This is a genomic window from Parafrigoribacterium mesophilum (genome assembly GCF_039652555.1).
GTDB lineage: Bacteria > Actinomycetota > Actinomycetes > Actinomycetales > Microbacteriaceae > Parafrigoribacterium > Parafrigoribacterium mesophilum.
Genome location: NZ_JBDJAF010000001.1, coordinates 578,582 through 591,680 on the forward strand (window position 1 = coordinate 578,582; position 13,099 = coordinate 591,680).

The 13,099-nt window shown below is 65.2% G+C and carries 11 protein-coding genes; 4 read left to right on the forward strand and 7 right to left on the reverse strand.

Annotated features, from left to right (window positions below; translation table 11 throughout):
* Nucleotides 1-9: 9 nt before the first annotated feature.
* Together rpmA and rplU are read right to left on the reverse strand one after the other, a co-directional pair.
* The gene (gene rpmA, locus ABFX56_RS02695; RefSeq protein ID WP_346231740.1) at nt 10-267 is read right to left on the reverse strand and encodes a 50S ribosomal protein L27; all 258 of its coding nucleotides are present in this window, start codon (nt 265-267) and stop codon (nt 10-12) included.
* A 31-nt stretch (nt 268-298) separates the two neighbouring features.
* Nucleotides 299-607 (reverse strand): 50S ribosomal protein L21, encoded by a 309-nt coding sequence (gene rplU, locus ABFX56_RS02700; RefSeq protein ID WP_346231741.1) that lies wholly within the window; start codon nt 605-607, stop codon nt 299-301.
* 218 nt (nt 608-825) lie between these two features.
* On the opposite strand from rplU, the gene ABFX56_RS02705 reads away from it, so the two are divergent.
* Nucleotides 826-1,113 carry a DUF4031 domain-containing protein gene (locus ABFX56_RS02705; protein ID WP_346231742.1) on the forward strand — a complete coding sequence of 96 codons (288 nt, stop codon included), beginning with the start codon at nt 826-828 and terminating at the stop codon, nt 1,111-1,113.
* 178 nt (nt 1,114-1,291) lie between these two features.
* Here ABFX56_RS02705 and ABFX56_RS02710 read toward each other — a convergent pair whose 3' ends face one another.
* Nucleotides 1,292-3,919, reverse strand: a complete 2,628-nt coding sequence (locus tag ABFX56_RS02710; protein ID WP_346231743.1) for an Rne/Rng family ribonuclease — start codon at nt 3,917-3,919, stop codon at nt 1,292-1,294.
* Between the two features lie 382 nt (nt 3,920-4,301).
* Between ABFX56_RS02710 and ABFX56_RS02715 the strand changes: the two genes are divergently transcribed.
* Entirely contained in the window at nt 4,302-4,904 is a 603-nt protein-coding gene (locus tag ABFX56_RS02715; RefSeq protein WP_346231744.1) for a vitamin K epoxide reductase family protein, read from the forward strand.
* 7 nt (nt 4,905-4,911) lie between these two features.
* Here the strand turns inward: ABFX56_RS02715 and ndk are convergent, their stop codons facing one another.
* Genes ndk through ileS form a run of 4 tightly spaced genes read right to left on the reverse strand, consistent with a single transcriptional unit; the run spans nt 4,912 to nt 10,509 of the window.
* Nucleotides 4,912-5,340: a nucleoside-diphosphate kinase gene (gene ndk, locus ABFX56_RS02720; protein WP_346231745.1), complete on the reverse strand. Its 429-nt coding sequence runs from the start codon at nt 5,338-5,340 to the stop codon at nt 4,912-4,914.
* A gap of 2 nt (nt 5,341-5,342) precedes the next feature.
* The gene (locus tag ABFX56_RS02725; RefSeq protein WP_346231746.1) at nt 5,343-5,729 is read right to left on the reverse strand and encodes a DUF4233 domain-containing protein; all 387 of its coding nucleotides are present in this window, start codon (nt 5,727-5,729) and stop codon (nt 5,343-5,345) included.
* On the reverse strand, nt 5,726-7,108 hold the full coding sequence (locus ABFX56_RS02730; protein ID WP_346231747.1) for a bifunctional folylpolyglutamate synthase/dihydrofolate synthase: 1,383 nt from the start codon (nt 7,106-7,108) through the stop codon (nt 5,726-5,728). The genes ABFX56_RS02725 and ABFX56_RS02730 overlap by 4 nt, the downstream gene beginning before the upstream one ends.
* A complete protein-coding gene (gene ileS / locus ABFX56_RS02735; RefSeq protein ID WP_346231748.1) occupies nt 7,105-10,509 on the reverse strand; it encodes an isoleucine--tRNA ligase in 3,405 nt (1,134 codons plus the stop codon). The genes ABFX56_RS02730 and ileS overlap by 4 nt, the downstream gene beginning before the upstream one ends.
* 279 nt (nt 10,510-10,788) lie before the next feature.
* Here ileS and ABFX56_RS02740 point away from each other — a divergent pair, with 279 nt between their 5' ends.
* Complete coding sequence (locus ABFX56_RS02740) at nt 10,789-11,400, forward strand: TetR/AcrR family transcriptional regulator (RefSeq protein WP_346231749.1); 612 nt, start codon at nt 10,789-10,791, stop codon at nt 11,398-11,400.
* A 62-nt stretch (nt 11,401-11,462) separates the two neighbouring features.
* Complete coding sequence (locus tag ABFX56_RS02745) at nt 11,463-13,034, forward strand: HNH endonuclease signature motif containing protein (RefSeq protein WP_346231750.1); 1,572 nt, start codon at nt 11,463-11,465, stop codon at nt 13,032-13,034.
* The last annotated feature ends 65 nt before the right edge of the window (nt 13,035-13,099 follow it).

Genomic DNA, 13,099 nt, shown 5'->3' on the forward strand with positions numbered 1-13,099 from the left:
TCTGAAGCGCTACTCGGCGCCGACCACGATGTTGACGACCTTGCGGCCGCCCTTGGTGCCGAACTCCACGGCGCCCGCCGAGAGGGCGAACAGCGTGTCGTCGCCGCCGCGGCCGACGTTGGCGCCGGGGTGGAAGTGAGTGCCGTGCTGGCGCACGATGATTTCGCCCGAGTTGACGACCTGGCCGCCGAAGCGCTTCACGCCGAGGCGCTGCGCGTTCGAGTCGCGACCGTTACGTGTGGAGCTTGCGCCCTTTTTGTGTGCCATGAGTGTTCAGCTCCGCTGTTCTTGTTGAGTGCTACTTGATGCCGGTGATCTTGACGCGGGTGAGTTCAGAGCGGTGGCCCTGGCGCTTCTTGTACCCGGTCTTGTTCTTGAACTTCTGGATCACGATCTTGGGGCCACGCAGGTCGCCGACTACCTCTGCGGTGACTTTCACCTTGGCCAGCGACTTAGCGTCGTGGGTGATCTTGTCACCGTCGACGAGCAGCACGGGGGCCAACTCGATGTTGCCGTCCTTGTTTGCCTTGATGCGGTCCAGCACGACGATTGTGCCGACCTCGACCTTCTCCTGACGACCGCCAGCGCGCACAACTGCGTAAACCACTTGGTAACCCTTACTTTTGAAAGCCGAATGTTCTTGAGACACGAGGAAATCTGTTGGCGTCTCAGGCGGGCTTAGCCCAGCACACACCAAGGGTCAACAGTACTCGATAGACGGCGGGCCGGTCAAACCGTCTCAGCGAGCCCGCTTCGACCATTTTACCGGATGCTTGGGCACGTTCTCGACAACACCCTGATTCGCTCGTTGTTTAGACTGCATCCATGACGGTGCTGATCGACCGGCCCATCTGGCCGGCTCACGGCAGACTGTGGTCGCACATCGTCAGCGACACCTCCCTCGAGGAGCTGCACCGCTTCGCGGCAACCGCGGGAGTGCCGTCCCGTAGCTTCGACCTGGACCACTACGACGTCCCCGACGACCGGTACGACGAACTGGTCGCCACGGGGGCACAGCCGGTCAGCATCCGCGACTTCGTATTGCGCCTGCAGGCCAGCGGCCTGCGCGTCACCCAGCGCCAGCGCCGACCGTCCGGTCCGTCCGCCACCTAGCCAACCCGCCGCTTAGCAACCCAGCACCCCGTCACCCGCCCCGTCTTAATCCCGTTTCACGGAGTTTCTGTTCACAGCAGCCCTACTTCGCCGGTTTATGGTCGGCCGGATGCGGTTTTTCCTTGAAACGGGGTGGGGACGGGGACGGGGACGGGAGGGGGTAGACGGGGCGGAGTGGCTAGGAGGGCTGGTCGGATGGCGTGGTGGTTACTCCCGCCGAGGATGCACGACGGGGACGCCGGGAGCGGCCCTGACCTGGCTGCTTCGGCTCGGGCAGCGCATCCAGCACGGAGTCCAGGATGTCCTCAGCGTCCTTCGTGCTGATCCGTCGCGGCGGTCGGGTGCTCTTCTTGAGCGGGATGTCCAGGATGGCCATCGCAGCCTCCGCTGCGGCCACTGACGCCGCCTCCACGCGGGTTTCGGGCGCATCCGTGATCGCAGCGTTCACCGGCGCCTCTTGAGCTTGTGCTGCCGGTGCTTGTGGCGCCTCCTGTGCCCGGGGTGCGTTGGCAGCGGGAACAGCCTCACCGGCCGCGGCCGGCTCCGTCTGACGCTCGGCCGGCTCCACGGTCGGAACGATGGTGCTCGCCGCAATCTGGGCCAGCGCGCTCTTGACGTCTTCGGTGATCGCGTGGGTGACCACGGCGCTGCCGCTCTTCGCCGCGCCGTTGCCCGAGGAACCCCGGCCGGAATCGCCGCCCTTGCCACGTCCGCGACGAATCTCCGGCTGAGCGGTTTGGCGGTGCTTGGTCACCGGGTCGTGATGGATGATGATGCCGCGGCCAGCGCAGTTCTCGCACGGCTCACTGAACGACTCGACAAGGCCGAGGCCCAACTTCTTGCGCGTCATCTGGATCAGACCGAGCGATGTGACCTCGGCGACCTGGTGCTTGGTCCGGTCGCGGCTGAGGCATTCCACCAGCCGCCGCAGCACGAGATCACGGTTGGACTCGAGCACCATGTCGATGAAGTCGACGACAATGATTCCTCCGATGTCACGCAGACGCAGTTGACGCACGATCTCCTCGGCGGCCTCGAGGTTGTTCTTCGTCACGGTCTCTTCGAGGTTGCCACCGGAGCCGACGAACTTGCCGGTGTTCACGTCGATGACGGTCATGGCTTCGGTGCGGTCGATGACTAGCGAGCCGCCCGAGGGCAGCCACACCTTGCGGTCGAGGGCCTTCTCAATCTGCTCCGTGATCCGGAACTCATCGAACGAATCGGCCGTTCCTTCGTACCGCTCGACGCGGTCGATGAGGTCGGGTGCCACCTGGCCGAGGTACTTGAGGATCGTCGCCTCGGCATCCTCGCCCTCAATGACGAGCCTGTGGAAGTCCTCGTTGAAGACGTCGCGCACGATCTTGACCAAGAGGTCAGGCTCGCTGTGCAGCAGAGCCGGGGCCTGCACGCTCTCCAGTGCGTGGCTGATCTCCGCCCACTGCGCGGTGAGACGGTTGACGTCCAGAGTCAGCTGTTCCTCGGTGGCGCCCTCGGCAGCGGTGCGTACGATCACGCCGACGTTTTCGGGCAGCACCTCCTTGAGGATCTTCTTGAGCCGGGCACGCTCAGTGTCCGGAAGCTTGCGGGAGATACCGTTCATCGACCCGTTGGGCACATACACGAGGTACCGGCCGGGCAGCGACACCTGGCTGGTGAGCCTGGCGCCCTTGTGCCCGACAGGGTCCTTGCTCACCTGCACGAGCACCTTGTCGCCCGGCTTCAGCGCCAGCTCAATGCGGCGTGCCTGGCTGCCGCCGCCCTTGTGATCGGCCGCCGCGGCCTCCCAGTCCACTTCTCCGGAGTAGAGCACGGCGTTGCGGCCGCGCCCGATGTCGACGAAGGCGGCCTCCATGCTGGGCAGCACGTTCTGCACGCGTCCCAGGTACACGTTGCCGATCAAGGACGCCTCGGCGGCCTTGGCGACGTAGTGCTCGACCAGCACGCCGTCTTCTAACACTGCGATCTGGATGCGATCGGCCTTGGAGCGCACCACCATGGCGCGGTCGACACTCTCGCGTCGAGCGAGGAACTCGGACTCTGTGATGACGGAACGGCGCCGCCCCGCGTCGCGGCCGTCACGCCGGCGCTGCTTCTTGGCCTCGAGCCTGGTGGAGCCGCGCACCTTCTGCGGTTCGTTGCTTGGCTCGTGCTGTTTGCGCGGAGTGCGCACCTTGATCACGGTGCCGGGCGGGGTGTCCTCGCCGGATTGGTCTTCATCGCCGGAGCGGCGGCGGGCCCGGCGGCGCACCGTGCCGGTCTCATCGTCGTGGTGGTCGTGGTCGTGACCGTTGTCGTCGTGCTCATTGCCGTTCCCACCCCGGCCGCGGTCGCCGCGTCGCGGCGGGAACGCCGAAAGGTCGGGAGCTTGGAACAGAGGCGCCATCAGCGATGCACGCGCGGGCGCGGCGTCTGCCTTCTTTCCGGCCGATGATTCGGCCGATGATTCCGCCTCCGCCGACTCAGTTGAAGTGGACTCGGCAACCGACTCAGAGGCTTCGCTCTTCTTCTTGGCCCGCGGTACCGCGGCGCGGCGGGTGCGGGCCTTGGCGGCCGGCTCCTGTGGTTCAGCTTCGGCCACGGCGTCGTCCTGCGCAGACTTGGCGGCCGCGGTCTTGCTCGGCGCCTTCTTAGCCACCGGGGTCTTGCTGGGCGCCGTCGTCTCCGGCTCCGGAGCCACTGCCGGCATTTCGAGCTCCGGCTGTACTTGGGTTACCTGCTTAGGTTGCCGGTGTGACCCGAAGAGCCTGCTGCGCTTCTTGACCCCGTCGGTCTTCTCGCCCTGGTTGTTGTCGTTGTTCTCCACCATTGCTGGCGTACTCCTACCCCGCCACGGGCGGCCGCGCCACCAGTTCGGGTACTCTCTCACGCCCAAGACCCGCTTTGTGGTCTCACGCTAATCCTCACGTCTCGCCGTCCGCCGGTTCTGCCCGATCCCTGCACGCTGTGCCTTGGCACTGCCGTACTGGTACGGGACTTCACTGCGGTGGCGCTCGTCTTTGTTTTCCTGTTCGGAACTGGCTATCCGACACGCTTTCTGTGACGGCACGCCAGTGCCGATCCATCGTGGCCCGGTTCGGTGCCCGGGAAGCCTTCTTTGGCGCCATTCCGAGCGCGGCTCGGATGACTACATCAAATTATCGCACGCATAGTCTGTAAGCCGGGATTTGAGCCATGCAATAATCTGCAGCGTGCCTACACCGCAACGTCAACGCCCCCTCGGTCTCGCCATTTTCCTCGTCGTTTCGGGCATTATCGGGTTTCTCGCTGCGTGGGCGCTGACGCTGGACAAGTTCAAACTTCTCGCCGACCCCGGCGCCAGTCTGGGCTGCAACATCAATCCGACGGTGCAGTGCGGCAAGAATCTCACCGCATGGCAGGGTTCGGTCTTCGGTTTCCCGAACCCGTTGCTGGGCATCGCCGGATTCGTGGTACCCATCCTCGTGGGCGTATCAATCTTGGCCGGAGCGCGTTTTGCGCGCTGGTTCTGGATACTTTTCAACCTGGGGGTCGTCGGGGCATTCGGCCTGGTCTGCTGGTTCATCACGCAGAGCCTCCTGGTCCTGGGCACATTGTGCCCGTGGTGCCTGGTGGTCTGGTCGGTGACAATTCCGTTGTTCTGGGCCGTGACCCTATACAACCTCAAATCGGGCAACATTCCGGTCGGCACCGGGGCGCGCCGGTTCTTCACCGCCGCGTACACGTGGGTGCCGTTGATCACCCTGCTCAGCTATGTGGTGGTGGCCGCGATCGCGCAGGTGCGGCTCGACGTCATCGGCCTACTGTTCCCCTAGCGCGCCGCTACTTTCCGGGGAACCAGAGGGCCAGTTCGCGCGCAGCCGATTCCGCCGAGTCGGAACCGTGAACCAGGTTCTGCTGAACGGCCAGCCCCCAGTCACGGCCCAGATCGCCCCGAATGGTGCCCGGTGCCGCGGTCGTCGGATCCGTCGTGCCAGCGAGCATCCGAAAGCCTTCGATGACCCGATTGCCCGCGACTCGCATGGCCACAATGGGGCCGCTTTCCATGAATTCCACCAACGGCTCGTAAAACGGCTTGCCCTCGTGCTCGGCGTAATGCCGGGCCAGCAGGTCGCGCTCGGCCTGCAGCAGCCGCACATCGACCAGTTGGTAGCCCTTCGCCTCGATGCGGCGCAGAATCTCGCCGGTGAGGCTTCTCGCCACGCCGTCAGGCTTGATCAGGACAAGGGTTTCTTCAACAGTGGAACTCACAGCTACTCCTCAGGGTGGATGGTGGCATTGCGTCGGTCAAGACGAGTGCCGGTAATAAAGCAATAGATCCAAATGACGACGAACCCCGCGCCGACGACGTACATGAGCGGAACCACCGCCCCGGTGGCGATAATGACGATCTGCAGCACCCAGCCGAGCCAGACGCCCCAGCGGTAGCGCAGCACCCGGGTCGCGGCAATCAGGATCAGCAGGAGTGCCGCTCCGCCGCCGAGGGTGGCCAGGGCCGGCAGCAGCTGGAGGCCCAAGGCGGCCATCGTCATGAAGAAGACCAGTGCGGCCTCCAGCCCGAGAGCGATGGACAGCAGCGATTCGGTTGCGGAACGTTGACGCCGCGGCCGGCCAGCTGACGGGGCGACGGGTGCGCTCACCGGCCCCAGCCTTCCTCGGCGGCGAGTGCGATGGCCTCACCGACCAGAGTGATCGATCCGGTGACGAGCACGGCCCGCCGCGGGGCCAGGCTGGCCCACTCCCGGGCTTCGGCGATGGCCTCAGAAAGCGACTCGAACCGCAATTCGGGCTTTCCGTGCACCCAGTCCTCGACCCGGTCGGCCAAATCGTCCACCGGGATGGCACGCTCTGAACTGGATCGGGTGACGTGGATGCGATCCACCAGCGGACCGAGGGCGTCCAGGATGCCGTGGACGTCCTTGTCCGCCAAGATTCCGACCACGAGGGTGATCTCATCGAAGGCGAAGTAGGTCGGCAGGGCTGCGGCGAGCGCTTTTGCTCCGTGCGGGTTGTGCGCGGCATCCACGAGCACCGTGGGTTCGAGGCCGAGGATCTGGAGCCGCCCCGGCGACGACGCGGTCGCCAGTCCCTGCGCAACCAGCTCGTGCGCGATGGGCTGCTTTCCGTCGCCGAGGAAGGACTCGACGGCGGCGATCGCCAGGGTGGCGTTCTGCGCCTGGTGGTCGCCGAACATCGGCAGGAACAGGTCGTCGTAGCGTCCGGCGAGTCCCTGCACCGATACCACCTGTCCGCCCACCGCCATGGTGTTCGAGATCAGCGAGAACTGGTCGCCCTCGACCGAGAGTGTCGATTCGGTCAGGTCGGCGGCCCGCTGCAGTTGGGCGAGGGCTTCGGGGGTTTGCCGTGCCGTCACCACGCGGGCGGCCGGCTTGATGATGCCCGCCTTGGTGGTGGCGATTTCGGCAATGGTGTTGCCCAGCCGTTTCGTGTGGTCCAGGGCGATCGGCGCGAACACCGCGACCTGGCCGTCGCCGACGTTGGTGGAATCCCACTCGCCGCCCATGCCGACCTCGATGACAGCCACGTCCACCGGAGCGTCGGCGAAGCAGGCGAACGCCAGCACGGTGAGCGCTTCGAAGAACGTGAGCGGCAGGTCGTCGGCGGCCTCCAGTTCTGCATCCACCATGGCCAGGTAGGGCTGGATGTCTTCCCAGTTCGCGACGAGCGCCTCGTTGGAGATCGGCTCACCGTCGATGACGATCCGCTCGTTCATCCGCACCAGGTGCGGGCTGGTGAGCAGCCCGGTTCGAAGCCCGTGGGCCCTCAGGATGCTCTCGGCGATTCGGCTCGTGCTCGTCTTGCCGTTGGTGCCGGTGATGTGGATGATCGGATACGAACGCTGCGGATCCCCGAGCAGTTCGACGGCGCGGCGGGTCGGAGCCAGGCGCGGGCGCGGTTGGGCTTCCCCCACTCGGGCGAGAAGCTGCTCATAGACGTGTTCGGCCGGCACCTCGAACAGGGCGTCGTTGCCGATCTCGGGATCTTCTTTTTCGCTCATATCTTCTGTACCTCAATCCAGGCCTGGCCAGCGTGTCCCACCGTTACCGGCGGCGTCGTGGGGAGGGGCTCGGCGGTGTCCACGCCGAGCCGCGTGCTCAACGTCTCGCGCTGAATGAGAGCCCGGTGCGCCTTGATCGCCGCGACTGAGTCCACATCGGCGATGACCGTTGCGGCAATCCGATCGCTCACGTCCAGGCCGGCCGCCTTCCGGGCGTCCTGGATGGCTCGCACCAAGTCGCGCGCAAGACCTTCGGCTTCCAGTTCCGGCGTTGTCGTGGTGTTGAGCAGCACGAATCCGCCTCCGGAGAGAAAGGTGATCGCGTGCCCGTGGGCATCCGCCTGCAGTTCGAGGGTGAACTCCCCCGACGACAGTTCGTAGCCGCTGACGCGGACACCGTCCCCGGTGCTCTCCCAGTCGCCGGCCTTGGCGGCGGCGATGATCTGCTGCACGGCCTTGCCCAGGCGCGGTCCGACGGCGCGAGCGTTCACCGTGAGCTTCTTAGTGATGCCGAATTCCGCCAGCGTCTCCGCACCAAGCGCGCGCACGGTGAGCTTCTTGACGTTGAGTTCGTCGCGCAGGATGTCGGCGAAGTCGGTGAGCCCGCTGGTGCGGTCTGTGACCACGGTGAGTTCGGCAAGGGGAAGCCGCACCCGCATCCCGGTGGACTTGCGCAAGGCGAGTCCCGCCGAGGCGATTTCGCGCACCCGGTCCATCGATTCGACCAGTGCGTCATCCGCGGGGAACAATGTCTCGTCCGGCCAGTCGGTGAGGTGCACGCTGCGGCCGCCGGTCAAGCCCTTCCAGACTTCTTCTGTAACCAGCGGCAGGAACGGAGCAGCGACCCTGGTGACGGTTTCCAGCACCGTGTAGAGGGTGTCGAACGCGCGGGTGTCGTCGCCGACCCAGAACCTGTCGCGGCTGCGGCGCACGTACCAGTTGGTGAGCACGTCGGCGAAGTCCCGAAGCTTGGCCGCGCCCATCGGTGAGTCGAGGGCATCCAGGTCGGCGGTCACGTCGTGGATCAGGCGACGGGTCTTGGCCAGGATGTACCGGTCCAGGATGTCGTCAGAGTCGGTGCGCCAGCTGGCTTCGTAGCCGGTGTCGGTAGCGGTAGCGCTTGCGCTGAGCCCCGTCGAATGAGCGCTTGCGCTGAGCCCCGTCGAATGAGCGCTTGCGCTGAGCCCCGCCGAATGAGCGCTTGCGCTGAGCCCCGTCGAATGAGCGCTTGCGCTGAGCCCCGTCGAATGAGCGCTTGCGCTGAGCCCCGTCGAAGCGTTGGCATAGAGCGTGAAGAAGTAATACGTGCTCCACAGCGGCAGCAGGAACTGGCGAACACCCTCTCGGATGCCTTCCTCAGTGACGACCAGGTTGCCGCCGCGGATCACCGACGACGACATGAGGAACCAGCGCATGGCATCCGCGCCGTCCCGGTCGAACACTTCCGAGACATCCGGATAGTTGCGCAGGCTCTTCGACATTTTTTGGCCGTCGCTGCCGAGCACGATGCCGTGGCTGATGACGTTGGTGAAGGCCGGGCGGTCGAACAGCGCCGTGGAGAGTGTGTGCAACAGGTAGAACCAGCCGCGGGTCTGGCCGATGTATTCGACGACGAAGTCCGCTGGGTTGTGCGTGTCGAACCAATCCTGGTTCTCGAACGGGTAGTGCACCTGCGCGAACGGCATCGAGCCGGAGTCGAACCAGACATCCAGCACGTCGTCTATGCGGCGCATGGTGGACTTGCCGGTCGGGTCGTCCGGGTTCGGCCGAGTCAGTTCATCGATGTACGGCCGGTGCAGGTCGGTCTGACCTGCGGTGTTTTTCGGTAATTCGCCGAAGTCGTGCTCGAGTTCTGCCAGGGAGCCGTACACGTCGATGCGGGGGTACGCGGGGTCGTCGCTCTTCCAGACCGGGATCGGGGAACCCCAATAGCGGTTGCGGGAGATGGACCAGTCGCGGGCGTTGGCCAGCCAATGACCGAACTGGCCGTCTTTGACGTTCTCCGGCACCCAGTTGATCTGCTGATTGAGCTCGCCCATGCGGTCCCGGAACTCCGGCACCCGGATGAACCAACTCGACACGGCCTTGTAGATCAGCGGGTTCCGGCACCGCCAGCAGTGCGGGTAACTGTGCTCGAAGCTGGCCACTTTGAGCAGCCGGCCTTCGGCCCGCAGCTGCTGGGTCAGCAGCTTGTTAGCATCGAACACCTGCAGGCCAGCGACGGGCTCAATGATGGGCAGAAAGCGACCGCCGGCGTCGACCGAGAGCACCACCGGGATGCCTGCCGCGGCGCACGAGATCTGGTCGTCTTCACCGTAGGCCGGCGCTTGGTGCACAATGCCGGTGCCCTCGCCGGTCTCGACATATTCTGCGAGCAGAATCTGCCACGCGTTCTCGGTACCCCATATGTCGGTGTCGGCATAGTAGTCCCAGAGCCGTTGGTAGCGCACACCGTCCAGTTCGGCGCCGAGGAACGTTCTGGTGACCGCCTTCACTGCGTCGTCGGTGCTGGCATAGCCGAGATCCTTGGCGTGAGCGGCAATGGTGTCCGTCGCGAGGAGGTAGCTGGCGGGATCGTCCGCATTGCCCAGTGGTCCGGTCGGCACGACCGCGTACTCGATGCGCGGGCCGACGGCGAGCGCCAGGTTCGTGGGCAGGGTCCAGGGCGTGGTCGTCCAGGCCAGGGCGCGTACACCACTGAGGCCGAGCGACTCCGCCGCCTCCCCGATCAGCGGAAAGGTCACGGTGACGGTCTGGTCTTGGCGCATCTTGTAGACGTCGTCGTCCATGCGCAGTTCATGGTTGGACAGCGGAGTCTGATCGTGCCAGCAGTACGGCAGCACGCGGTAGCCCTCGTAGGCCAGCCCCTTGTCGAAGAGCTGTTTGAAGGCCCAGATCACCGACTCCATGTAGGTGACGTCGAGGGTCTTGTAGTCGTTCTCGAAGTCGACCCAGCGGGCCTGCCGGGTGACATACTCCTGCCACTCCCGCGTGTAGGCCAGAACAGATTCGCGGGCGACCGCGTTGAACGCGGCGATGCCCATCTCGTCGATCTGGCTCTTGTCGGTGATGCCCAGCTGCCGCTCGGCCTCCAGTTCGGCGGGCAGTCCATGGGTGTCCCAGCCGAATCGGCGCTGCACCTGCTTGCCGCGCATGGTCTGGTAGCGAGGGAACAGGTCCTTGGCGTAGCCGGTGAGCAGATGCCCGTAATGCGGTAGCCCGTTGGCGAAGGGCGGTCCGTCGTAGAAGACCCACTCCTCGCATCCGGCGCGATTGTCGATCGATGCTTGGAAGGTGGCATCCTGCTTCCAGAAGGCGAGTATGCCGTCTTCGATCGCGGGGAACCGGGGCGAAGGGGAGATTCCCGGCGTGCCAGCCGCGGAGTTACGTGGGTAGTGCATCTCTCTCCAGATCAGTCGATCATCTGCTGAGGACGCCACCCGCTTTCGCGAATTGCGCGGTACCACCCCGCTTGCCCGCCTGCGGCGGGCCACTCATTGTCGGCTGTGACGGGCCCACCCGCTCGGTTCTAATGGATACGGCGCCCGGCCTTTGTGCAGACCAGTCGCGTGTACTTTTCTTCCGAGGACTCCCCGGTGATGGCCGGATCAGCGCCTGTGCTGAACATTCTAGCGGCCGGCGACGGTGCACCGGACGACCGCCTGTACCATCGTTCCATCATGTCGAAGACTGCTAGCCGGGGACGTCCGCCGGCATCCTCCCGCGACATGCTTCAAGAAGCCGCGTTCGAACTCTTCCTGGAGAACAGCTACGCGGGCACCTCGATCGAGCAGATCACGCAACGCGCCGGTGTGAGCCGCAACACGTTCTTCAACTACTTCAGCGCGAAAAGCGATGTGTTCTGGGTCGACCTCGACGCCACGATCGGCCAGTTGACGCAGGCGCTGAAAGACTCGGCGGCGCATACGCCGGTGATGCCGGCGATCCGGGATGCGATCGTGGGTCTCGGCGCGGAGTTCGGCCCGAACCGTGTGCCGTTCGCCCTCACGCAGTACGAGCTGATCGGAAGCGTGCACGAGCTGCAGGCATCCGCTCTCGTGCGATTCACGCGACAGGCCAAAACCCTCCACGAATTCATCGTGCGCCGACTGCCGAAGGTGGACGTGACCCTGGCCAGGGCGGCAGCCTACGCGGCCCTCGGAGCGACGGTGGCGGCCGCCCAGGAGTGGTCGGCCGCCGGTACCGGCCGTGGACCGCTCGAGTCCTATCTGCGCACGGCACTCGCGCCCGTCGTGGATGGTTTCCAAGGCGCTCTCGCACCCGGACAGTAGCTCTCCAGCGGCACTTTTTCGGAGGAGACACCAATGTCAGTGGTCGGGTGTTTGCTTGGGCCATGGAAATCATTGGACCTTCGGATGATGGCGGGGACTCCCCCACGCCCGACGGTCCCCTGACGCCAGCGGGCATCATGGTGGACACGCTGTCCAACCTCGTGGAGGCCTCGGAACGCGCAAACCGGGTCGTTGCTGCCGCCATGGCCATGCGCGCGCAACTGGTGGACCAAGCCAGGATGTTCAGCGAACTCACCGCCGCCGCCGATTCCAACACCGACCCGACACACCGGGAAATGCTGCATCGATCGTTCCGAGCAGAACTAGGAGCCGCACTACGGATGCCGGAACGAAGCATCGAAGCCCTGCTGAACGAGAGTGAGTCGCTGGTGCACGAGCTTCCCGCCACCCTGGTGGCGCTCAGAGACGGTGCGATCTCGTATCGGCACGCGCAAATCATGGTCAGCCAAACCACCACCCTCGAGCCCGAGGCCATTTCGGAATTGGAGACCAAATCACTGCGCTTTGCCGCCACGCTGACGGCATCCAAATTCGACCGCAAAGTGCGAGAGATGCGCGAACGGCTCCATCCCGAGTCCATCAGCGAACGCCACACCAAGGCTCTAGGCGACCGCGCAGTTGAGTTCGCCGGCGACCGAGACGGCATGGCTTGGTTGAACGTTCTGCTGACTGCGCCGGATGCCGTCGCCGTCTACACCCGCCTCACCAATATCGCCGTGAGCCTGCAGGGACCGAACGAGGATCGTTCCCTGAGCCAGCTGCGTGCCGACGTGTTCCGTGATCTGCTGCTGGACGACGACCCGGAGATCCTCGCCGCATTGGCAGCGCTAGAGACCGCCGCCGAGGGTGCCGACCCAAGCGCTGCCCAACCAACCGCTGCCAAACCAACCGCTGTAGAGCCAGACGGCGACGAATCGCGCGACGATGTGGCCCCCAGGAAGATGGGCGCCCGCGCCAGGTACCGCGGAATCGCCCCCACAGTGTTCGTGACCGTTCCCGCCCTCACCCTGCTCGGCCGCAGTGATGAACCGGCCACGCTGGAAGGTTACGGCCCGATCGACACCGAGACCGCCACAGAGCTGGCCGCGCGGGCGCCCAGCTTCATCCGGTTGCTCACCCATCCCGAGACCGGCGTGGTGCTGTCGATGGGGCGACAACGCTACCGGGTCCCCAAAGACTTGCGCCTCTGGCTGCAACTGCGCGATGGTACGTGCCGATTCCCCGGCTGCAACTGTGCCGCGGGTCGATGCGACCTCGATCACACCCTCGATTGGTTCTTCGGCGGCATGACGGACTACGACAATTTGGCGGATCTTTGCGGATCGCACCACTCCGTGAAGCACAAGACAGCGTGGACTCTCGAACAAGTCCGCGACGCCACAGGAGCCAGCACCGGTGACTTGGTTTGGACCTCTCCGGCGGGGCGCCGCTACATCACCGAGCCAAACCTGACCATGCGTCCGGCGCCGGGCATCGGCACTGGCCCGCCAGCCGAAGGCCCCGTGCTGCCTCAAAGTGAGCCGCCTCACAGTGAGCCGCCGTCTGGGGATCTGGCGCCCGGGGATCCGGCGCCTGGGGATCCGCCGCCACCTGAAGACCTACCGCCATTCTGACTGACCTGGTTTCCAAGCATCCAATCGCGGCGTATAGAGGCAGGCGTAACCGAATGAGCACGAAC

Bases quoted from the DNA above. Each gene is read 5' to 3' on its own strand.
- ABFX56_RS02705 (WP_346231742.1), top strand. From the start codon at position 826: ATGACGGTGCTGATCGACCGGCCCATCTGGCCGGCTCACGGCAGACTG.
- ABFX56_RS02745 (WP_346231750.1), top strand. From the start codon at position 11,463: ATGGAAATCATTGGACCTTCGGATGATGGCGGGGACTCCCCCACGCCC.
- ileS (WP_346231748.1), bottom strand. From the start codon at position 10,509: ATGCACTACCCACGTAACTCCGCGGCTGGCACGCCGGGAATCTCCCCT.
- rpmA (WP_346231740.1), bottom strand. From the start codon at position 267: ATGGCACACAAAAAGGGCGCAAGCTCCACACGTAACGGTCGCGACTCG.
- ABFX56_RS02740 (WP_346231749.1), top strand. From the start codon at position 10,789: ATGTCGAAGACTGCTAGCCGGGGACGTCCGCCGGCATCCTCCCGCGAC.
- ABFX56_RS02730 (WP_346231747.1), bottom strand. From the start codon at position 7,108: ATGAGCGAAAAAGAAGATCCCGAGATCGGCAACGACGCCCTGTTCGAG.
- ABFX56_RS02710 (WP_346231743.1), bottom strand. From the start codon at position 3,919: ATGGTGGAGAACAACGACAACAACCAGGGCGAGAAGACCGACGGGGTC.